Source organism: Streptomyces hygroscopicus subsp. hygroscopicus (assembly GCF_030269125.1).
Taxonomy (GTDB): domain Bacteria; phylum Actinomycetota; class Actinomycetes; order Streptomycetales; family Streptomycetaceae; genus Streptomyces; species Streptomyces hygroscopicus_C.
On the sequence record NZ_BSSM01000005.1, the window covers coordinates 474,714 to 493,986 of the forward strand.

At 72.0% G+C, this 19,273-nt stretch carries 20 protein-coding genes; 9 read left to right on the forward strand and 11 right to left on the reverse strand.

Translation table 11 applies throughout. The features are described from left to right. Positions 1 to 5: 5 nt before the first annotated feature. Both QSK45_RS15250 and QSK45_RS15255 read right to left on the reverse strand, forming a co-directional pair. Positions 6 to 734 carry a Pr6Pr family membrane protein gene (locus QSK45_RS15250; RefSeq protein ID WP_285557025.1) on the reverse strand — a complete coding sequence of 243 codons (729 nt, stop codon included), beginning with the start codon at positions 732 to 734 and terminating at the stop codon, positions 6 to 8. A gap of 55 nt (positions 735 to 789) precedes the next feature. After that, on the reverse strand, positions 790 to 1,719 hold the full coding sequence (locus QSK45_RS15255) for a metallophosphoesterase (protein WP_285557027.1): 930 nt from the start codon (positions 1,717 to 1,719) through the stop codon (positions 790 to 792). Between the two features lie 107 nt (positions 1,720 to 1,826). Between QSK45_RS15255 and QSK45_RS15260 the strand changes: the two genes are divergently transcribed. After that, positions 1,827 to 2,294, forward strand: a complete 468-nt coding sequence (locus QSK45_RS15260; protein ID WP_285557029.1) for a GatB/YqeY domain-containing protein — start codon at positions 1,827 to 1,829, stop codon at positions 2,292 to 2,294. A 137-nt stretch (positions 2,295 to 2,431) separates the two neighbouring features. Here the strand turns inward: QSK45_RS15260 and QSK45_RS15265 are convergent, their stop codons facing one another. Next, positions 2,432 to 4,726, reverse strand: coding sequence for a transglycosylase domain-containing protein (locus tag QSK45_RS15265; protein ID WP_285557031.1), 2,295 nt, complete (start codon positions 4,724 to 4,726; stop codon positions 2,432 to 2,434). A 494-nt stretch (positions 4,727 to 5,220) separates the two neighbouring features. Between QSK45_RS15265 and wblA the strand changes: the two genes are divergently transcribed. After that, positions 5,221 to 5,559, forward strand: coding sequence for a transcriptional regulator WblA (wblA, locus tag QSK45_RS15270; RefSeq protein ID WP_285557034.1), 339 nt, complete (start codon positions 5,221 to 5,223; stop codon positions 5,557 to 5,559). Positions 5,560 to 5,667: 108 nt separating this feature from the next. Here wblA and bagB read toward each other — a convergent pair whose 3' ends face one another. Both bagB and bagA read right to left on the reverse strand, forming a co-directional pair. Beyond that, positions 5,668 to 7,074 carry an ATPase BagB gene (bagB, locus tag QSK45_RS15275; RefSeq protein WP_285557037.1) on the reverse strand — a complete coding sequence of 469 codons (1,407 nt, stop codon included), beginning with the start codon at positions 7,072 to 7,074 and terminating at the stop codon, positions 5,668 to 5,670. Next, positions 7,071 to 8,048 carry an ATPase BagA gene (gene bagA / locus QSK45_RS15280; RefSeq protein WP_285557039.1) on the reverse strand — a complete coding sequence of 326 codons (978 nt, stop codon included), beginning with the start codon at positions 8,046 to 8,048 and terminating at the stop codon, positions 7,071 to 7,073. The genes bagB and bagA overlap by 4 nt, the downstream gene beginning before the upstream one ends. 100 nt (positions 8,049 to 8,148) lie before the next feature. Here bagA and sp36 point away from each other — a divergent pair, with 100 nt between their 5' ends. From sp36 to QSK45_RS15300, 4 genes are all read left to right on the forward strand, one after another. Next, on the forward strand, positions 8,149 to 8,307 hold the full coding sequence (sp36, locus tag QSK45_RS15285) for a Sp36 family protein (protein ID WP_018547934.1): 159 nt from the start codon (positions 8,149 to 8,151) through the stop codon (positions 8,305 to 8,307). Beyond that, positions 8,304 to 8,768: a RidA family protein gene (locus QSK45_RS15290; protein WP_285557044.1), complete on the forward strand. Its 465-nt coding sequence runs from the start codon at positions 8,304 to 8,306 to the stop codon at positions 8,766 to 8,768. The genes sp36 and QSK45_RS15290 overlap by 4 nt, the downstream gene beginning before the upstream one ends. 68 nt (positions 8,769 to 8,836) lie before the next feature. After that, on the forward strand, positions 8,837 to 9,730 hold the full coding sequence (locus tag QSK45_RS15295; protein ID WP_285557046.1) for an NUDIX hydrolase: 894 nt from the start codon (positions 8,837 to 8,839) through the stop codon (positions 9,728 to 9,730). Beyond that, the gene (locus QSK45_RS15300; protein ID WP_285557047.1) at positions 9,727 to 10,557 is read left to right on the forward strand and encodes an MBL fold metallo-hydrolase; all 831 of its coding nucleotides are present in this window, start codon (positions 9,727 to 9,729) and stop codon (positions 10,555 to 10,557) included. Before QSK45_RS15295 ends, QSK45_RS15300 begins: the two co-directional genes overlap by 4 nt. Here QSK45_RS15300 and QSK45_RS15305 read toward each other — a convergent pair. After that, positions 10,554 to 11,381, reverse strand: a complete 828-nt coding sequence (locus QSK45_RS15305) for a nucleotidyltransferase domain-containing protein (protein WP_285557049.1) — start codon at positions 11,379 to 11,381, stop codon at positions 10,554 to 10,556. The genes QSK45_RS15300 and QSK45_RS15305 overlap by 4 nt on opposite strands. 121 nt (positions 11,382 to 11,502) lie before the next feature. Then, the gene (locus QSK45_RS15310; protein ID WP_014674022.1) at positions 11,503 to 12,177 is read right to left on the reverse strand and encodes a Crp/Fnr family transcriptional regulator; all 675 of its coding nucleotides are present in this window, start codon (positions 12,175 to 12,177) and stop codon (positions 11,503 to 11,505) included. A 325-nt stretch (positions 12,178 to 12,502) separates the two neighbouring features. Here QSK45_RS15310 and nth point away from each other — a divergent pair, with 325 nt between their 5' ends. The 3 genes from nth (at position 12,503) to QSK45_RS15325 (ending at position 15,655) form a co-directional block, all read left to right on the forward strand. Continuing rightward, a complete protein-coding gene (nth, locus tag QSK45_RS15315) occupies positions 12,503 to 13,579 on the forward strand; it encodes an endonuclease III (protein WP_285557059.1) in 1,077 nt (358 codons plus the stop codon). A gap of 58 nt (positions 13,580 to 13,637) precedes the next feature. Continuing rightward, positions 13,638 to 14,333 (forward strand): NUDIX hydrolase, encoded by a 696-nt coding sequence (locus QSK45_RS15320; protein WP_285557060.1) that lies wholly within the window; start codon positions 13,638 to 13,640, stop codon positions 14,331 to 14,333. A gap of 122 nt (positions 14,334 to 14,455) precedes the next feature. After that, positions 14,456 to 15,655: a MarP family serine protease gene (locus tag QSK45_RS15325; RefSeq protein ID WP_285557061.1), complete on the forward strand. Its 1,200-nt coding sequence runs from the start codon at positions 14,456 to 14,458 to the stop codon at positions 15,653 to 15,655. Positions 15,656 to 15,671: 16 nt separating this feature from the next. Here the strand turns inward: QSK45_RS15325 and QSK45_RS15330 are convergent, their stop codons facing one another. The 4 genes from QSK45_RS15330 to nhaA form a co-directional block, all read right to left on the reverse strand. After that, a complete protein-coding gene (locus QSK45_RS15330; RefSeq protein ID WP_236053281.1) occupies positions 15,672 to 15,851 on the reverse strand; it encodes a hypothetical protein in 180 nt (59 codons plus the stop codon). 128 nt (positions 15,852 to 15,979) lie between these two features. Then, entirely contained in the window at positions 15,980 to 16,912 is a 933-nt protein-coding gene (locus QSK45_RS15335; protein ID WP_285557062.1) for an alpha/beta fold hydrolase, read from the reverse strand. After that, a complete protein-coding gene (locus QSK45_RS15340; protein WP_285557063.1) occupies positions 16,909 to 17,397 on the reverse strand; it encodes a phage holin family protein in 489 nt (162 codons plus the stop codon). Before QSK45_RS15340 ends, QSK45_RS15335 begins: the two co-directional genes overlap by 4 nt. A gap of 97 nt (positions 17,398 to 17,494) precedes the next feature. Then, a complete protein-coding gene (nhaA, locus tag QSK45_RS15345) occupies positions 17,495 to 18,937 on the reverse strand; it encodes a Na+/H+ antiporter NhaA (RefSeq protein ID WP_285557065.1) in 1,443 nt (480 codons plus the stop codon). Positions 18,938 to 19,273 lie beyond the last annotated feature (336 nt).

Below are 19,273 nucleotides of genomic sequence, written 5' to 3' on the forward strand. Positions count from 1 at the left end.
CCGATTCAGAGGCGGCGGCGGAACGGGGTCGGGCGGGTGTGGTCCAGGGCCACGAGGAGGACCGCCAAGGCGTAGATCGCGAGGCCCAGGAGGAGGGCGTTGGCCAGGGTGGCGCGGTAGCCGTGGGCCGAGGCGTTCAGGAAGGGGTAGAGGTAGGGGGCGCCGCGGGTGAGGTAGAAGGCCAGGTAGGCCAGGGGGTAGAGGAGCCAGGTCGTGGGCTGGCGCAGGTGCAGGCGGGCGGCCGGGGTCAGGCACAGCCAGTCCAGCAGGGCCGCCGCCGGGGCCACCGTGTGGAGGAGCTGGAGGGTGATCCACTGGGTGTGCCAGCGCTCCGGGGGCGCCGGGGACGCCGCCATGGAGAACGTGGTCCGGGCCAGCAGCAGGTGGTACGTCAGCGCGGACACCAGGGCGTACAGGAGGGCCGCGCCCGTCAGCCAGGACGGGAGGGGACGGCGGGCACGCCAGGCGCGGGAGGCCGACAGGAGCATCGTCAGCGTCAACAGCGCGCTCGCCTGCACGGCGAAGTGGCTCAGCGCGTGGGCCGGGGTGGCGGCCGACACCGCCAGGACGACGCCCGCCGCCGCGGCCAGCGCCGTCAGCAGGCGGAACAGCGCCGTCCCGGGTCGGTGGGAGGGGGCCAGCACCGCCCTGGCCGGGGCCGGGGAACGCGGCAGCAGCGGGGACGCCGTGACCGCGGGCAGGTCCCGGATCTCCCTGGGTATCGGGGCCGTCATGCCCTCACGCTAGGAAGCGGGAGGCGCGAGGGCCATGCGGCTTGCTCCAGGTGGGCTAGGACGCCCTCGGGACCAGCGTCAGCAGCGTCGCCTCCGGGGGGCACGCGAAGCGGACCGGGGTGTAGCGGTTGGTGCCGCAGCCCGCCGAGACGTGGAGGTAGGAGGTACGCCCCTCCGCCGTGTGCGTGGACAGGCCCTTCACCCGGTCCGTGTCCAGGTCGCAGTTGGTGACCAGGGCTCCGTAGAAGGGGATGCACAACTGGCCGCCGTGCGTGTGGCCGGCGAGGATCAGCGGGTAGTCGTCCGCCGTGAACGCGTCCAGGACGCGCAGGTAGGGGGCGTGCACCACGCCGAGCGAGAAGTCGTACGACTCCGTCGGGCCGCCCGCGACCCTCGCGTAGCGGTCGCGCTTGATGTGGGGGTCGTCCAGGCCGGTCAGCTCGATGGACACGCCCTCGATCTTCAGGGCGCCGCGGGTGTTGGTCAGGTTCACCCAGCCCGCCTCGTCGAAGCCGTCCCGCAGGTCCTCCCACGGGTTGTGGATCGCGCCCACCGCCGGCGCGTTGCCGTTCAGGCCGTGGCGGCCGTTCGCCTTCTCCATCAGGTAGCGGGCGGGGTTGCGGAGTTTGGGGCCGTAGTAGTCGTTCGAGCCGAAGACGTACGCCCCCGGGAACTCCATCAGCGGGCCCAGCGCGTCCAGCACCTCCGGGACGCCCTCCGGGTCCGACAGGTTGTCGCCCGTGTTGATCACGAAGTCCGGGCGCAGGCCCGCGAGCGAGCGCAGCCAGCGCTGCTTCTTGCGCTGGCCGCCGACCATGTGGATGTCGGAGACCTGGAGGACGCGCAGCGGGTGCATGCCCGGCGGCAGGACGGGGACGGTCACCCGTCGCAGCCGGAAGGAGCGGGCCTCGAAGCCCACCGCGTAGACCAGACCGGCGGCGCCTGCCGCCATGATTCCCAGGGGAACTCCGTATCGCGCGCGCATATGACCATCGTGTCAGACCACAGGGGCCCGGTGGGACCGCGCGCCCTTAGCCCGCCCCCCCGAAATCGGCGGGCGTCCGCCGTCCCACACCTGCGACAATCGACCACATGACCACCACGCTCAAGTCGAAGCTGCAGGACGACCTCAACTCCGCGATCAAGGAGCGCAACGAGCTCCGCTCCTCGACGCTCCGGCTGACGCTCGCCGCGATCACCAAGGAGGAGGTCGCGGGCAAGGAGAAGCGGGAGCTGTCCGACGACGAGGTCCTCAAGGTGATCACCCGCGAGGCGAAGAAGCGCCGGGAGGCGGCCGACGCCTTCGCGCAGGGCGGTCGTGCCGAGTCGGCCGAGCGGGAGAAGGCGGAGGGCGAGGTCCTCGCCGAGTACCTGCCCAAGCAGATGACCGACGAGGAGCTGGACGCGATCGTCGCCGAGGCCGTCGCGGAGGCGAGGGCGGCGGGCGCCGAGGGGCCGAGGGCCATGGGTGCCGTCATGAAGATCGTCAACCCCAAGGTGGCCGGCCAGGCCGAGGGCGGCCGCGTCGCCGCCGCGGTGAAGAAGCTCCTCCAGGGCTGACAGGCTGACCCGACCCCGTCACGGAGGCGCCGCGCCCCGTCCCGCGGAAGCAGCACAGGACGCCCGTACGGCGGTGGGGCCGCACCCCGAAGAAGGGTGCGGCCCCACCGCCGTACTCCGCCGTACTCCCGGACGACCTAGCGGCGACCCCCGGTCCCGCCGTTCGCCCGCCCGTTGGGCCCGCCGTTCGTCTGCCCCTGGATGGTGTTCGCGGGCGGCGTCGGCACCGCCCCGCCGATGTCACCGGTGCCGCCGGTCAGGCCGCCGAGCAGGCCGCCGATCAGCTGTCCCTGGTTGCCGCCCGTGGCGCCCGGCCGGCCGCCGTTGCCCCGGCCCTGGTTGTTGTCCCCGGAGCCCTTGTCGTCCGGGATGTCGACCAGGTTGAAGTCCTCCACCGGCTTGCCCTCCAGGGCGCCGTTCATCATGTCGCGCCAGATCGGGCCGGGGACCTCACCGCCGTAGACCTTGTCGTGCGGGATGCCGCCGATGGTGATGTTGATCATGTGGCGCCGGTGCTGCGGGTCGCCGACCCAGACCGCGCCCGCCATGTTCGGGGTGTAGCCGACGAACCAGGCGGCGAAGCGCTCGTCCGTCGTACCGGTCTTGCCCGCGCTCGGGCGGTCGCCGAGGCCGGCCTCCTGGCCGGTGCCGTCCTCGACCACGCCCTTGAGGAGCGTGCTGACGGTGTCCGCGGTCTTCTCGGACATCGCGCGCGAGCAGGTCGAGCGCGGCACCGGCAGGGACTTCACCTGGCTTCCGGTGGTCCGGGTGACCGACTCGATGGCGATCGGGGTGCAGTACATGCCGCGCGAGGCGAAGGTGGCGTACGCGCTCGCCATGGTCAGCGGGGACATCTCCTGGGTGCCGAGCGCGATCGAGGGGGCCTGGTCGATCTTGCGGCCGTCGGCGCGCGCCACGCCCATCTTCTTCGCCATGTCGATCACCGGGCAGATGCCGATGTCGCCGATCAGCTGCACGTAGTAGGTGTTGACCGACTTGGCGGTCGCCTCCTTCATGCCGTACGGCCCGTGCTCCGACTCGTTCTCGTTGGTCAGCGTGGCCGGCTTGGCCGGGTCGTTGCGCCAGGTCCTGCCGTTGCAGGCGGCCACCGGGCTCGGGTACGGCATCTCGTACGGCGACGAGTACTCCTGCGTCGGGGGCTTGCCGCCCTCGATCGCGGCCGCGGCGACGATCGGCTTGAACGTCGAACCGGGCTGGTAGCCGGCGCCGCCGCCCATGTCCTGGTTCACCGACAGGTTGATCTGCGTCTCGTCCGTCCCGAAGCCGTACGGCCGCGACTGGCCCATGGCGAGGATCTTGCCGGTGCCGGGCTCGACGATCGTCGCGGCCGTCGCCACCGGGTCGGACTTGTAGACGTGGTCCTTGATGGAGTTCTGCACGGACTGCTGGGCCTGCGGGTCCAGCGTCGTACGGATCGTCAGACCGCCCTGGTTCCAGAGCTTGGCCCGAGCCTCCTTGGTCTTGCCGAAGACCGGGTCGGTGAGGAAGACCTCGCGCACGTAGTCGCAGAAGAAGCCGGCGCCCTGGACCGCGGTGATGCAGCCGTTCTTGGGCCGGCTGGGGTGCAGTCCGAGCGGCTGCCGCTTGGCCTGCGCGGCCTCCTGCGGGGAGATGTCGCCCAGCTCCGCCATGCGCTGGAGGACGATGTTGCGCCGCTTGGTGGCCTCCGCCTCGTCGTTGACGGGGTCGTAGCGGCTCGGCGACTGCACGATGCCGGCCAGCAGCGCGGACTCCTGGAGGTTCAGGTCCTTGGCGTGCTTGGAGAAGTACCGCTGGGAGGCGGCCTCCACGCCGTAGGCCTGCTCGCCGAAGAAGGTGATGTTCAGGTAGTTCTCGAGGATCTTCTTCTTGCCGAGCTGTTCCTCGATCTGGATCGCGTACTTCAGCTCGCGGACCTTGCGGCCCATGGTCTGCTGGGTGGCCTCGGCGACCTTCGTCGGGTCGTCGCCGGCCTCCTCGATGAAGTAGTTCTTCACCAGCTGCTGGGTGAGCGTGGAGGCGCCCTGCGCGACCCCGCCCTCCTGCGCGTTCTTGTTCAGGGCGCGCAGCACGCCCTTGAGGTCGATCGCGCCGTGCTGGTAGAAGCGCGAGTCCTCGATCGCGACGATCGCCTTCTGCATGTACGGCGAGATGTCCTTGAGGTCGACCACCGTACGGTCGCGGGAGTACACGCTCGCGATCTGCCGGCCGCCGGCGTCCAGGATCGTGGTGCGCTGGCTCAGCTGCGGACTCTTCAGGTTGGCCGGGATCTCGTCGAAGCTCTTGACCGAGCCCTTGGCCGCGAGGCCCAGCGCGCCGGCCGCGGGCAGCGCGATGCCGGCCATCACGGCTCCCGCGAGGACACTGACACCGAGGAACTTCGCGGCCTGCTGCAACGGCGACAGACCACCGCCCGAGCGCTTCTTTGGCATGGGGGCAGCCTAATCCGTACTCCTGAGCGTTCCGAGGGAGCGGCTTGCCTTCGGGATGTTCCGGCACCGGTGCGGAGCACCGCGTGCTGCCTGACCTGCCTACGTTTCCATTTCCCGGACAGGCGCGCAGCCCTTGGCCTAAGCTGCTCCCAACTGTCACAGCAATGCGGCCCCGTACCACTCCGTCCGGCGTCCCGAATCGTTGCGATCCACCCGTGCCGGCCGCCGAGGCGTGTCCGTTTGCGCCTCGTGTGTCATGTGGTGTCCGCTGTGGCGCACCGTAGCTGTCCTGATTTGCCGGGACAGTCGCATATGTCGCCAGCTCACTCCCGCGGGTGATCTGCCGCTTACCCATAGTCCGTTCGGGCCATTCAAGATTGGGCCCGAAGGGGGTGTTGCGCTGTGTCCACCTTCCGTAACGTCCTCAACTGGCTGCGGTGAATATGCCGCTGCCGCCGTGGGGGAGCCTCGATTCGGGAGAGGACGGCGCCGGTATGGGCTGGGTAACCGACTGGAGTGCGCAGGCTGCCTGCCGCACTACCGATCCGGATGAACTGTTCGTTCAAGGAGCAGCGCAGAACAGAGCCAAGGCGGTGTGCACCGGATGCCCGGTACGCACCGAGTGCCTGGCGGACGCGCTGGACAATCGCGTCGAGTTCGGCGTGTGGGGAGGCATGACGGAGCGGGAGCGGCGCGCACTGCTGCGCCGGCGGCCCACCGTGACCTCCTGGCGCAGACTGCTGGAGACCGCCCGCTCGGAGTACGAGCGCGGCACCGGGTTCGTGCCCCTCGACAGCGACGAGGTGTACGAGAACTACGCGGCCGTGAGCTGACCGGGCGCACCACCGCTGCGCCTCGGGTTCGGCCGAGAGCCCCGGGCGGCCGCGGTTCCTTCGTTCCACGATGTCCGGGCTCCGGCCGTGGCCATGACGGACCCGCTCCTACGACGGTTCCGCCGGGCGCTCCGTGGGCGCGCCCGTCGCGAGCCGGTCACCGATGTCGCGCAGGCCCGTGAGGTCGTGCACATCGCCGGGCAGCGCGGGCACGTCGACCACCGCCACCTCGGGATGACGGGCGGTGAAGCGGTCACGCGTGCGCTGCTCGCGTGCCAGCAGATGCATGCGTTCGGCGTGCAGCCTCAGCAGACCCGCGGCGAGCCGGTCGACGGAACGATCCTCGTCGGCGGGGGAGCCTTCGTCGGAAGCGTCGGTACCGGTTGCGGCCTCGGATGCGGGAGGTTGTGAACTGCCGTACGCGTCGGGAGAGTTACGAAGTCCAGCTTTCCCGTCCGCCTGATCCACAATGCCGGGCTCCGCAAGATTTTCCGCGGCGTCGAGCGCCCGCTCGGCCGACAGCCGGGCCGCGCCGCTGCCGTGCACCCGGTTGAGCACCAGGCCCACCAACGGCATGTCCTCGGCGGCCAGCCGCTCCACGAAGTACGCGGCCTCGCGCAGCGCGTCCCGCTCCGGCGCCGCCACCACCAGGAACGCGGTGCCGGGCGCCTGGAGCAGCTTGTACGTGGCGTCCGCGCGGGTGCGGAAGCCGCCGAAGGTGGTGTCCATCGCGGCCACGAACGTCTGGACGTCCTTGAGGAGCTGGCCCCCGAGGAGCTTGCCCAGGGTGCCGGTCATCATCGACATCCCGACGTTCAGGAACGCCATGCCCGCGCGGCCGCCCAGCTTGGCGGGGGCGGTGAGCAGACGGATCAGCCGGCCGTCCAGGAAGGAGCCGAGCCGCTTGGGGGCGTCGAGGAAGTCCAGGGCCGAGCGGGAGGGCGGGGTGTCGACCACGATCAGGTCCCACTCGTCCCGCGCCCGCAGCTGGCCCAGCTTCTCCATGGCCATGTACTCCTGCGTGCCCGCGAAGCCCGCCGAGAGCGACTGGTAGAAGGGGTTCGCCAGGATCGCGGCGGCCCGCTCGGGGTCCGCGTGCGCCTCCACGACCTCGTCGAAGGTGCGCTTCATGTCGAGCATCATGGCGTGCAGTTCGCCTTCGCCCTCGCTGCCCTTCACCCGGCGCGGCACATTGTCGAGGGAGTCGATGCCCATCGACTGGGCGAGCCTCCTGGCCGGGTCGATGGTGAGCACGACCACCTTGCGGCCCCGCTCGGCCGCGCGCAGGCCCAGGGCGGCCGCGGTGGTCGTCTTGCCGACGCCGCCGGAGCCGCAGCACACCACGATGCGCGTCTTCGGGTCGTCCAGCAGCGCGTCCACGTCGAGCACGCGGGAGGAGACCAGCCGCCGGGCCGCCGTCTCCCATCCCTCGGCCCCGCCAGGGCCGTCGGCCCCGCCACGGCCCCCGGGTGCCGTCCCGCGCCCCTCGGCCTCGCCCTGGTCCTCGGCTGTCATGACACCTCCTGCGTGCGCAGCTCGGCGGCGAGTTCGTACAGCCCCGCCAGGTCCATTCCCTCGGCCAGCAGCGGCAGTTCGTGCAGGGGCAGGCCCAGCTCGCCGAGCTGCGCGCGCTGCTCCTGCTCCAGCGCGTGGCGCTCGGCGTACTCCGCGGCCTGCGCCAGCAGCGGGTCCACCAGCTTCTCCGCGTTGCCGCCGCGCCGCGCCCCGCCGAGGCCGGCGGCCGACAGGGAGCGGGCGAGGGCGGAACGGTCCACCGCCCGTACGAGTTCCAGGTCGGAGGCGTCCAACACCTCGGGCCGCACCATGTTCACGATGACCCGGCCCACCGGCAGCCGCGCGGCGCGCAGTTCGGCGATGCCGTCGGCGGTCTCCTGGACGGGCATCTCCTCCAGCAGCGTCACCAGGTGCACCGCCGTCTCCGGCGACTTGAGGACCCGCATCACGGCCTGTGCCTGATTGTGTATCGGGCCGATCTTCGCCAGGCCCGCCACCTCGTCGTTCACATTGAGGAAGCGGGTGACGCGGCCGGTCGGGGGCGCGTCCATGACCACGTAGTCGTAGACGAACCGGCCGCCGCGGTCCTTGCGGCGCACCGCCTCGCACGCCTTGCCGGTGAGCAGGACGTCCCGGATGCCGGGCGCGATGGTGGTGGCGAAGTCGATGGCGCCGAGCTTCTTGAGGGCTCTGCCCGCGCCGCCCAGCTTGTAGAACATCTGGAGATAGTCCAGAAGGGCCAGTTCGGGGTCTATGGCCAGTGCGTACACCTCCCCGCCCCCGGGAGCGACCGCGATCTTCCGCTCCTCGTACGGCAACGCCTCCGTCTCGAAGAGTTGTGCGATGCCCTGCCGGCCCTCGACCTCCACGAGAAGCGTCCGCTTCCCCTCGGTCGCGAGGGCCAGCGCGAGTGCGGCGGCGACCGTCGTCTTTCCGGTCCCGCCCTTGCCGCTGACGACCTGGAGCCTGCTCACGTCTTCGAGACTAACCAGTCCGGCCGACCGTCACGCGGGAGGCTGTGGATAACGGGGAGACGACGAGGGAGTGATCGGTCACAGCGGATACAGTCGGCCCATGACCAAGTGGGAATACTCAACCGTGCCGCTGCTCGTCCATGCCACGAAGCAGATTCTGGACAACTGGGGCGAGGACGGCTGGGAGCTCGTCCAGGTCGTCCCCGGGCCGAACCCCGAGCAGCTGGTCGCCTACCTGAAGCGGGAGAAGCAGGCATGAGCGCGGTCGAGGAGAAGCTGGCCGCACTGGGCCTGAGCCTGCCGGAGGTCGTACCGCCGCTGGCCGCGTACCAGCCGGCCGTGCGGTCCGGCGTGTACGTCTACACCGCGGGCCAGCTGCCGATGGTCGAGGGCAAGCTGCCCGTCACCGGCAAGGTGGGCGCCGAGGTCACGGCCGAGGAGGGCAAGGACCTGGCCCGCATCTGCGCGCTCAACGCGCTGGCGGCCGTGAAGTCCGTCGCCGGCGACCTGGACCGGATCGCGCGCGTGGTCAAGGTCACCGGGTTCGTCGCCTCCGCGGCCGACTTCACCGGGCAGCCCGGTGTGATCAACGGCGCCAGCGAGCTGCTCGCCGAGGTCCTCGGGGACAAGGGCGTGCACGCCCGCAGCGCGGTCGGCGTCGCGGTGCTCCCGATGGACGCGCCGGTCGAGGTCGAGGTCCAGGTCGAGCTGGTCCCGTAGCCCGCCCGCACCACCCGGCACCTGCGGTACCTCTCGAACATTCGCCCTACACGGGATAGCCTCCGGCCATGGCGAACGGTCAGTGGTACCCCCCGGAGTGGCCGGACCGCATCCGCGCGCTCGCGGACGGCACCCTCACCCCGGTGTTCCCCAAGCGCGCGGCGACGGTGCTCCTGCTGAAGGACACCGGAGCCGGACCGGTCGTCCACATGCTGCGCAGACGCGCCTCCATGGCCTTCGCCGGAGGCGCGTACGCGTATCCCGGGGGCGGCGTCGACCCGCGCGACGACGACACCCGGATCCGCTGGGCGGGTCCCTCGCGCGCGTCGTGGGCCGAGCGGCTCGGAGTGGACGAGAGCGGCGCCCAGGCCATCGTCTGCGCGGCGGTCCGGGAGACGTACGAGGAGGCGGGCGTCCTGCTCGCCGGCCCCGACCCGGACACGGTCGTCGGCGACACCACCGGCGACGACTGGGAGGCGGACCGCGCCGCCCTGGTCGCGCGCGAGCAGTCCTTCGCCGAGTTCCTGCACCGGCGCGGCCTGGTGCTGCGCTCGGACCTGCTCGGCGCCTGGGCGCGCTGGATCACCCCGGAGTTCGAGTCGCGCCGCTACGACACGTGGTTCTTCGCGGCCGCCCTCCCGGAGGGGCAGCGCACCCGGAACGCCTCCACGGAGGCCGACCGCACGGTGTGGATCAGCCCGGCCGAGGCCGCCGCCGGGTACGACCGGGGCGAGCTGCTGATGATGCCGCCCACCATCGCCGCGCTGCGCGAGCTGCTGCCGTACGGCACCGCCGCCGAGGCCCTCACGGCGGCGGCCGCGCGCGACCTCACGCCGGTACAGGCGACCGCCCGGCTCCAGGGCGGCGAGATCGTGCTGTCCTGGCCGGGGCACGAGGAGTTCACCAAGCACGTTCCGACGCGGTCCCAGTCCGCCGACGCGACCGGTGGAGGCCGCGCATGACCGACGCAAGCGCGCTGCCGGGCCAGCCCAGGGGCGCGGCCGGCTCCGGACCCGCGACCGCGCGGGCCGTCAACGTCCTCGCGCCCAACGCCTCCGCGATGACCCTGGACGGCACCAACACCTGGATCCTCGCCGAGCCGGACTCGGACCTCGCCGTGGTGATCGACCCGGGCCCGCTGGACGACGGCCATCTGCGCGCGGTCGTGGACACCGCGGAGAAGGCCGGCAAGCGGATAGCCCTGACCCTGCTCACACACGGGCACGAGGACCACGCCGAGGGCGCGGGCCGCTTCGCGGAGCTGACCGGCACCCGGGTGCGCGCCCTGGACCCGGCGCTCCGCCTCGGCGACGAGGGCCTGGCCGCGGGCGATGTGATCACCGTCGGCGGCCTCGAACTGAGGGTCGTACCGACCCCCGGGCACACCTCGGACTCGCTGTCCTTCCACCTCCCGGCCGACCGGGCGGTGCTGACCGGCGACACCATCCTCGGGCGCGGCACGACGATGGTGGCGCACCCCGACGGGCGGCTCGGCGACTACCTGGACTCCCTGCGCAGGCTGCGCTCCCTCACGGTGGACGACGGCGTGCACACCGTCCTGCCGGGCCACGGTCCGGTCCTGGAGGACGCCCAGGGCGCCGTGGAGTTCTACCTGGCCCACCGCGCCCACCGGCTCGCCCAGGTGGAGACCGCCGTCGAGAACGGCCACCGCACCGCGGCCCAGGTCGTCGCGCACGTCTACGCCGACGTCGACCGCTCGCTGTGGCCGGCGGCGGAACTCTCGGTACGGGCGCAGCTGGAGTACCTCGGCGAGCACGGCCTGATCTAGGGGCCGTCCTGGGCTCGCGGGCCCTTCACGCCGTGCACGCGCGCGTACTCGGCGGCGAGCCAGGGGCCCAGGTCGTCCACATGGGCCCGGAGCACGTGCGGGTCGCCCACGGGCTCCAGGCCGTACTCCGCCGCCCTGAGCAACTGCGGGGCCCGCCCGGGGTAGTACGCCCCGCAGACCTCGGCCATCTCGCGCAGATCGCTCGTCCAGCCGTTCCAGCGGGTCATGACGAGCGTGAAGCCCGTACGGACGAGATGCCGGGACGTGAAGCGCACCAGGCGCCGCCGGGCCGCCTCGTCCGTGGCGGCCGCGATCCGCTCGCGCCAGCGGGGCAGCAGCCGGGCGAGGTCGCCGTTGGTCTCGCGGGCGAGCAGGGAGCCGGGGCGGTAGCGGGGCAGCCGCTCGGCCAGGTCGTCGCCGAGCAGCGGCGTGCACAGGCAGGCCACGAACCAGCCCATGTCGTACCGCTCCTGCTCGCCGAGCAGCCGCTCCCGGCCGTAGAGCAGTGTCCCGACCCCGTCGATCTGCGGGAACTCGCGGTCCACGGCCTCGCCGAGGGCGCGGACGACCGCACGGTCGGCGTCGGACGGTTCCGCGCGCAGGACGACGAGCAGGTCCAGATCGCTGCGGCCCACGCGTGCGGTGCCGCGCGGGACCGACCCGTAGAGGTACGCGCCGTCCAACCGCGCCCCGAAGACGTCCGGCAACCGGTCCCGTACCGCGGCCACGACCGGCCGGAACGCGCCGGGCACGCGGTCGAGGGAGCCCTCACGGGCGATGAAGCCGTGGGGATCGAGGCCGTGGGGGCGCGGTGGGGAGGGCATGGAGCCACTCTGCCGCGCGACCCGGTGGGAAACAGCTGGTTTTCGGCAGCGGGCGCGACGGCCCGCAGGGATTCGGCCCCGGGGCGCGTCCGAAGAGGTGTGCCCCGGGGCCGTCCCGGTGTCAGCGGGAGCGCTTGGCGAGCCGCTCCACGTCCAGCAGGATGACCGCCCGCGCCTCCAGGCGCAGCCAGCCGCGCTGGGCGAAGTCCGCCAGGGCCTTGTTGACGGTCTCGCGGGAGGCGCCGACCAGCTGGGCCAGCTCCTCCTGGGTGAGGTCGTGGACGACGTGGATGCCCTCTTCGGACTGCACGCCGAAGCGGCGGGACAGGTCGAGCAGGGCGCGCGCCACGCGGCCGGGGACGTCGGAGAAGACCAGGTCGGACATGGCGTCGTTGGTCTTGCGCAGCCGGCGGGCGACGGCGCGCAGCAGGGCGCCGGCCACCTCGGGGCGGGCGTTCAGCCAGGGCTGGAGGTCACCGTGGCCGAGGCCGAGCAGCTTGACCTCGGTCAGCGCGGTCGCGGTGGCGGTGCGCGGGCCCGGGTCGAACAGCGACAGCTCGCCGATCAGCTCGCCGGGACCGACGACGGCGAGCATGTTCTCGCGGCCGTCGGGGGAGGTGCGGTGCAGCTTGACCTTGCCCTCGGTGACGACGTACAGGCGGTCGCCCGGGTCGCCCTCGTGGAACAGGGAGTCGCCGCGAGCGAGGGTGACCTCGCTCATCGAGGCGCGAAGCTCCGCGGCCTGCTCGTCGTCGAGCGCCGCGAAGAGCGGGTTGCGCCGCAGAACGTCGTCCACGAGTTCTCTCCTTGTCGACCTGCTCAGGGGATCTTGTTCCCCCGTGTGCCAGGGGACCGTGTTCTCATTTTGCCGGACGGTCCAAACAGTGTGATCTGTCACAAGGATGCCGCACCGGTGTGCCCGGGTAAGCGCCAGGGGTCCAATCGGGGGCCGATCCTCGGGGTCCGGGGCGGACGCGGGCGCCGGGCTCTAGGCTGGCCGGGTGTCCAAATCGCCGGTGAGAGCACAGGCCAAGGGGGCTTAGCGGGTGGTTGTACGTCGCGATTCCGCTGTGGGCGAACAGGGCCCCGGAGGCAGTAGGAAAAGTGGAAAAAAGGCGGAGATGACGGAAGAGACGGATTCCGCAGGGAAGGCGGGATCCGCCGGGAAGGCGGCCTCCGCCGCGAAAGCCCGTTCCGCGAAGAAGGCACCACCGGCCGGGAAGCCGGTTCCGGCCGCGGAGGCACCACCGGCCGGGAAGCCGGTTTCCGCCGGGAAGGCCACGCGTGCCGGGAAGGCGACGCGTGCCGGGAAGCCCGTTTCCGCCCGGAAGGTCAGCCCGGCCGAGAAGGTCGTGGCGACCGGCGGATCGGTCTCCGTGAAGAAGGCCGCGCCCGTGAAGAGGATCGCCGTGAAGCCGCCGGCGAAGGAGTCCAGGACCGCCCTGGTCCGCCGGGCCCGCCGGATCAACCGCGAGCTGGCCGAGGTGTACCCCTACGCCCACCCGGAACTGGACTTCGAGAACCCCTTCCAGCTGCTCGTCGCCACCGTGCTGTCGGCCCAGACCACCGACCTGCGCGTCAATCAGACGACTCCCGGTCTCTTCTCCCGCTACCCCACCCCCGAGGACCTGGCCGCCGCCGACCCGGAGCAGGTCGAGGAGATCCTGCGCCCCTGCGGGTTCTTCCGGGCCAAGACCAGGTCGGTGATAGGGCTGTCCAAGGCGCTGGCCGAGGACTTCGGCGGCGAGGTGCCCGGCAGGCTGGAGGACCTGGTCAAGCTCCCCGGCGTCGGCCGCAAGACCGCCTTCGTCGTGCTCGGCAACGCCTTCGGGCGGCCCGGGATCACCGTGGACACGCACTTCCAGCGGCTGGTGCGGCGCTGGCGCTGGACCGAGGAGACCGACCCGGACAAGATCGAGGCCGCGGTCGGCGCGCTCTTCCCCAAGAGCGACTGGACCGACCTGTCCCACCACGTCATCTGGCACGGCCGCCGCATCTGCCACGCCCGCAGGCCCGCCTGCGGCGCCTGCCCGATCGCCCCGCTCTGCCCGGCCTACGGCGAGGGCGAGACGGACCCGGAGAAGGCGAAGAAGCTGCTGAAGTACGAGAAGGGCGGCCTGCCGGGGCAGCGGCTCAAGCCGCCGCAGTCCTATCTGGACGCGGGCGGCAAGCCGGCGCCGCCCCTGGGGGCCGCGTGACGGAACGATCTCGACGGCCTCGGCGTTGGACGAGGCAGAGCGACGGGGGTGGGCGACGATGACGCGGGCCAGTGAGACGGGATACGGCGCGGTGACGCTGAGCGGTCAGGGACTGCCGGACTGGCTGGACCCGGTGGTGCGCGCGGCGGAGACCGTCGAGCCGCTCCAGCTCAGCCGCTTCCTGCCGCCGGAGAACGGCTCGGGCAGGCAGTCCGCCGTGCTCATCCTGTTCGGCGAGGGCGAGCGCGGCCCCGAGCTGCTGCTCATGGAGCGCGCCGGCTCGCTGCGCTCGCACGCGGGCCAGCCGTCCTTCCCGGGCGGTTCCCTCGACCCCGAGGACGGCGATCCGCTCGGCGAGGGCCCGCTGCGGGCCGCCCTGCGGGAGGCCGAGGAGGAGACCGGGCTCGACCCCTCGGGCGTGCAGCTCTTCGCGGTGCTTCCCCGGCTCTACATCCCGGTGAGCCGCTTCGTCGTCACGCCCGTGCTCGGCTGGTGGCGCGAGCCCAGCCCGGTCGGGGCGGTGGACCCGAACGAGACGGCGCGGGTGTTCACGGTCCCCGTGGCGGATCTCACGGACCCCGCCAACCGCACCACGGTCGTCCACCCCAGCGGTTTCCGCGGCCCGGCATTCCAGGTCGAATCCGCCCTGGTGTGGGGTTTCACGGCCGGGGTCATCGACCGGTTGCTGCACTTCGCGGGCTGGGAGCGCCCCTGGGACCGGGAAAAGCTGGCCCCGCTCGACTGGAGCTCATGACAGGGTGATCCCCGTGCTGTCTCTTTCCCGGGGACGCTGGGTCCCTCTGTCCCCGTGGGGGCGGGCCGGACGCCTCGTCCGAGCCGCGGGAAGCGGAATGGAGTAGGCGAGGGCCTGAAGCGGTGAACGTGCTGGACATCCTGTTGCTGGTGGCGGCCGTGTGGTTCGCGGTCGTGGGCTACCGCCAGGGCTTCGTCGTGGGCATCCTGTCGGTGATCGGCTTCCTGGGCGGCGGCCTCGCGGCGGTGTACGCGCTGCCCGTCGTCTGGGACGCGGTGACCGGCAACGCGGAGGTGGGCACCACCGCCGCCGTCGTGGCCGTGGTCGTGGTCATCGTCTGTGCCTCCGTCGGCCAGGCCCTGACCACCCACCTGGGCAACAAGCTGCGCAAGCACATCACCTGGTCCCCGGCCCGCGCCCTGGACGCGACCGGCGGCGCCCTGGTCAACGTGGTGGCGATGCTCCTGGTCGCCTGGCTGATCGGCTCCGCCCTGGCGGGCACCACCCTGCCGACCCTCGGCAAGCAGGTGCGCGGCTCCAAGGTGCTGCTCGGGGTCTCCCGGGCCCTGCCCGCGCAGGCCGACACCTGGTTCGCGGACTTCTCCTCCGTCCTCGCGCAGAACGGCTTCCCGCAGGTCTTCAGCCCGTTCTCGGACGAGCCGATCAGGGACGTCCAGCCGCCGGACCCGGCCCTCGCCGGCAGCCCGGTCGCCACCCGCGCCCAGCGCTCCATCGTCAAGGTCACCGGAACCGCCCAGAGCTGCGGCAAGGTCCTGGAGGGCACCGGCTTCGTCTTCGCCGACCGCCGCGTGATGACCAACGCGCACGTCGTCGGCGGCGTGGACGCGCCGACCGTGCAGATAGGCGGCGTGGGGCGGCGGTACGGGGCCAAGGTGGTGCTCTACGACTGGAAGCGCGACATCGCCGTACTCGACGTACCGGACCTCAGGGCGCAGGCCCTGAAGTTCTCCGCGCCGGACGCGGCGGGCGGCGACGGCGCGATCGTGGCCGGCTTCCCGGAGAACGGCTCGTACGACGTGCGCGCCGCCCGCGTGCGCGGGCGCATCTCGGTCAACGGCCCGGACATCTACCACCGCGGCAGCGTCCGCCGCGACGTCTACTCGCTGTACGCGACCGTCCGCCAGGGAAACTCCGGCGGACCCCTGCTCACCCCTGACGGCAGGGTGTACGGGGTGGTGTTCGCCAAGTCCCTGGACGACGCCGAGACCGGCTACGCGCTGACGGCGGACGAGATCCGCCCGGACATCGCGCGCGGCCGCACGGCGAACGAACAGGTGGGTACGGACAGCTGCGCGCTGTGAACCGCCGGGGAGGCGTTCAGCCGCGCGGGTGACGCAGGCGCACCGAGACCCAGCGGGCCCGGCGGCGCAGGATGCGTGGGATCCCCACCCGCAGGTCGCCTTCCGCGAGTTGCGGGGTGCCGCGTTGAGGCGTGCTCAGGCCCGTGGCCGAGCGGCGGTTGCGGGGTGCGTCACTGTAGTCGTGCGTCCAGCCCATACCCCTCCGTGTGCCCCCGCCCCAAGGTCGATAACCGCTTGGACGGCGGCCAATTGGCCTATGCGGCGGGCATGTGGCCGGACGGGGGACAAGTGGCGAGGAACCGGACACTCCACGCGCCGGTCCCGTCACCGGTCGGGTTCGGGGTCCTTGAGCCAGTTGATCAGCTCCGTCGAGAAGGCCACCGGGTCCTCCTCGTGCGGGAAGTGCCCGAGGCCGTCGAACAGCCGCCAGCGGTACGGCGCTTCGACGAACTCCCCCGAACCGGCGGCGCTGCGCGTGCGGCTGACCGGATCGAGTGAACCGTGCAGATGCAGCGTGGGCACCCGCACCGGCCGCTTCATCCTGCGGTAGAACTGCACGCCGTCCGGGCGCGCCAGGGAGCGCACCAGCCAGCGGTACGGCTCGACCGAGCAGTGCGCGGTGGAGGGGATGCACATGGCGCGCTGGTACGCGCGCACCGCCTCGTCCTCCGGCCGGCGCGGCCCGGACCAGTCCCGGATCAGACGGCCCACCAGCTCCCCGCCGTCCGCGGTGAGTTGACGCTCCGGGATCCAGGGCCGCTGGAAGCCCCAGATGTAGGAGTTGGCGGCCGTCTGCCGGGCGTCGCGCAGCATGGCCGCGCGCCAGCGCCTCGGATGCGGCATCGACACCACCGCGAGCCGCCGCACCAGCTTGGGGCGCATGGCCGCCGCCGTCCAGGCCAGATAGCCGCCGAGGTCGTGTCCGACGAGCGCGGCGTCCGGCTCGCCGAGGGAGCGGACGACGCCGGTGACGTCCAGGGCCAGGTTGGCCGGGTCGTAGCCGCGTGGCGTGCGGTCGCTGCCGCCGACGCCCCGCAGGTCCATGGCCACCGCCCGGTAGCCGGCCGCCGCGAGCGCGACCAGCTGGTGCCGCCAGGCCCACCAGAACTGCGGGAAACCGTGCAGCAGCAGCACCAGGGGGCCGTCGCCGAGTTCCGCGATGTGGAAGCGGGCGCCGTTCGCGGCGACGTCCCGGTGGATCACCCGGTGTCCGGGCAGGTCGATCCGTACCAGCGAGGGATGAGCGGGGTCCGTCATGACGACGAGCGTGCCACAGCCTCGATGGCGGCGGGGCCGCGATCCTGGGGAAGCTCCGGGCGCGGGTGCGGCTTGGCGTTCTGCAGCACGCTCGCCGTCTCCTTCATCGAGGCGGCGACCTTCTGCGGGCCCCGGCCCTTCTTGGCCTTCTTCGCGAACACCACGCCCATCAGCGCGAGCAGGCCGGCGACCAGCACATTGGCCGCGAAGGACAGCACGAAGCAGATCGCCAGGTTCCAGTGGGTCCAGGTGCGGATGCCGTAGGCCAGGGCGAAGTTGAGCATCGGCAGGGAGAAGAGCAGGACCGCGCCGGCCATCGAGAACGCGCCACCGCTGGTCGCGCCGCGCTTCACGTCCTGCTTGAGCTGTGCCTTGGCCAGCGCGATCTCGTCGTGCACCAGCGCCGACAATTCGGTCGTCGCCGAGGCGAACAGCTGGCCGATGCTGCGTTCGGCGCCGACCGGGCTGCCGTCGGGTGCGCTCATCGCGTTCTCCCTCACGAGTTTTCCGTGGCCCTGGGCCGCGCGGGCGTGCGGCCGCCCTGCCCTTGGTCACCGTCTTGATTTGTACCGTCTCGTCAGATCATGCCGGACGGCCGTGTTCCTCGCCTGCCCCGCCCGGTACTTCCGCAAGCCCGTCCCCCTCGGCGGCCGCCCGCTCGGCGGCGATCCGCCGGTGCTCGGCGGCCCTGCGTTCCAGGATCTCGGCCATGCGCAGGTGGTACGCCGGGTCGTCCTCCTCGTAGACGTCGGGGACCCCGTCGAGGTCGTCGTCGCGGTCCTCGGCCTCGCACAGCCTGCGGTACTTGGTGTTGCGTATCTTCAGCAGCACGGTGGCGAACACCGCGGCGATCAGCGATCCGGCGAGGACGGCGGCCTTGGTCTCGTCGGTGAGGAGCGCGTTCCCGTCGTAGGCCAGCTCGCCGATGAGCAGCGAGACCGTGAAGCCGATGCCGGCGAGCGAGGCCACGGCGAAGACGTCCGCCCAGGCGAGGTCCTCGCTGAGCGAGGCGCGGGTGAAGCGGACGGTCAGCCAGGTGCCGCCGAATATGCCGAGCGCCTTGCCGACCACGAGGCCCAGGACCACGCCGAGGGTCTCCGGCCGGGTGAACAGGTCGCCGAGCGCCCGCCCGGACACCGTCACGCCGGCGCTGAACAGCGCGAACAGGGGTACGGCGAGCCCGGCCGACAGCGGCCGCACCAGGTGCTCGACGCGCTCGCCGGGCGAGCGCCGCTCGCCCTCGCGGGTGGTGCAGCGCAGCATCAGGCCCATGGCCACGCCGGCGATGGTGGCGTGCACGCCGCTGTTGTACATCAGCGCCCAGATGACGACCGCGAGCGGCACGTACACGTACCAGCCGCGCACGCCCTTGCGCAGCAGCAGCCAGAAGACGGCGAGGCCGAGGAAGGCGCCGCCGAGCGCGGCGAAGTCCAGCCGGTCGGTGAAGAAGACCGCGATGATCAGGATCGCGAAGAGGTCGTCGACGACGGCGAGGGTGAGCAGGAAGGCGCGCAGGGCACTGGGCAGCGAGGTGCCGATCACCGCGAGGACGGCGAGCGCGAAGGCGATGTCGGTGGCGGTGGGCACCGCCCAGCCCTGGGTGGAGCCGTGTCCGGCGAGGGCGGTGACGGTGTAGACGAGCGCGGGTACGGCCATGCCGCACAGCGCGGCCACCACGGGCAGCACGGCCGCCTTGGGGTCGCGCAGGTCCCCGGCGACCAGTTCGCGTTTGAGCTCGATGCCGGCGACGAAGAAGAAGATCGCGAGGACGCCGTCGGCGGCCCAGTGGGCGATCGACAGGTCCAGGCCGAGGGCGGCGGGGCCGAAGGTGAAGTGGCTGACCGCCTCGTAGCTGTGGCGCAGCGTCGGGACGTTCGCCCAGATCAGGGCCGTCACGGCGGCGATCAGCAGGAGGACGCCGCCGACGGTCTCGGTGCGCAGCGCGTCCGCGACGATGGTCCGCTCGGGCAGGGACAGGCGCCCGAGGGCCTTGCGGGCGGGGTGCGGGGTGCGGGGTGCGGTCATGGCGGGGACCTCCGGGATCGGACAGGACGGCTTGCCTGCCGACCAGACTTCCCGGCACACCCATGTGGATCTTGTTGTGTTTTTGGCGCTTTGCTTACTTTACCTAAATTCTCTTGGGAGCGAAAGACGGGAGGGACGCGTGGGCCCGGACGTGCGGAAGGGGCGCCCGGCGGCTCGGGGCCGGTGCCGGGCGCCCCTTTTCCGTCGTACGGCTCAGTCGTCGTTGGGGGTGGTGGGGAGTTTGGACTGGATGAGGTCCATGACGCTGGAGTCGGTGAGGGTGGTGACGTCGCCGAGTTGGCGGTTTTCCGCGACGTCGCGGAGGAGTCGGCGCAT

Excerpts from the sequence above, each read along its gene's own strand:
- QSK45_RS15305 (WP_285557049.1), bottom strand. The coding sequence starts at position 11,381 with ATGCCCTCCCCACCGCGCCCCCACGGCCTCGATCCCCACGGCTTCATC.
- QSK45_RS15295 (WP_285557046.1), top strand. The coding sequence starts at position 8,837 with ATGGCGAACGGTCAGTGGTACCCCCCGGAGTGGCCGGACCGCATCCGC.
- QSK45_RS15335 (WP_285557062.1), bottom strand. The coding sequence starts at position 16,912 with ATGACGGACCCCGCTCATCCCTCGCTGGTACGGATCGACCTGCCCGGA.
- QSK45_RS15320 (WP_285557060.1), top strand. The coding sequence starts at position 13,638 with ATGACGCGGGCCAGTGAGACGGGATACGGCGCGGTGACGCTGAGCGGT.
- QSK45_RS15300 (WP_285557047.1), top strand. The coding sequence starts at position 9,727 with ATGACCGACGCAAGCGCGCTGCCGGGCCAGCCCAGGGGCGCGGCCGGC.
- nth (WP_285557059.1), top strand. The coding sequence starts at position 12,503 with ATGACGGAAGAGACGGATTCCGCAGGGAAGGCGGGATCCGCCGGGAAG.
- QSK45_RS15250 (WP_285557025.1), bottom strand. The coding sequence starts at position 734 with ATGACGGCCCCGATACCCAGGGAGATCCGGGACCTGCCCGCGGTCACG.
- QSK45_RS15265 (WP_285557031.1), bottom strand. The coding sequence starts at position 4,726 with ATGCCAAAGAAGCGCTCGGGCGGTGGTCTGTCGCCGTTGCAGCAGGCC.
- bagB (WP_285557037.1), bottom strand. The coding sequence starts at position 7,074 with ATGACAGCCGAGGACCAGGGCGAGGCCGAGGGGCGCGGGACGGCACCC.
- QSK45_RS15330 (WP_236053281.1), bottom strand. The coding sequence starts at position 15,851 with ATGGGCTGGACGCACGACTACAGTGACGCACCCCGCAACCGCCGCTCG.
- QSK45_RS15260 (WP_285557029.1), top strand. The coding sequence starts at position 1,827 with ATGACCACCACGCTCAAGTCGAAGCTGCAGGACGACCTCAACTCCGCG.
- QSK45_RS15255 (WP_285557027.1), bottom strand. The coding sequence starts at position 1,719 with ATGCGCGCGCGATACGGAGTTCCCCTGGGAATCATGGCGGCAGGCGCC.
- QSK45_RS15340 (WP_285557063.1), bottom strand. The coding sequence starts at position 17,397 with ATGAGCGCACCCGACGGCAGCCCGGTCGGCGCCGAACGCAGCATCGGC.
- sp36 (WP_018547934.1), top strand. The coding sequence starts at position 8,149 with ATGACCAAGTGGGAATACTCAACCGTGCCGCTGCTCGTCCATGCCACG.
- wblA (WP_285557034.1), top strand. The coding sequence starts at position 5,221 with ATGGGCTGGGTAACCGACTGGAGTGCGCAGGCTGCCTGCCGCACTACC.
- nhaA (WP_285557065.1), bottom strand. The coding sequence starts at position 18,937 with ATGACCGCACCCCGCACCCCGCACCCCGCCCGCAAGGCCCTCGGGCGC.
- QSK45_RS15290 (WP_285557044.1), top strand. The coding sequence starts at position 8,304 with ATGAGCGCGGTCGAGGAGAAGCTGGCCGCACTGGGCCTGAGCCTGCCG.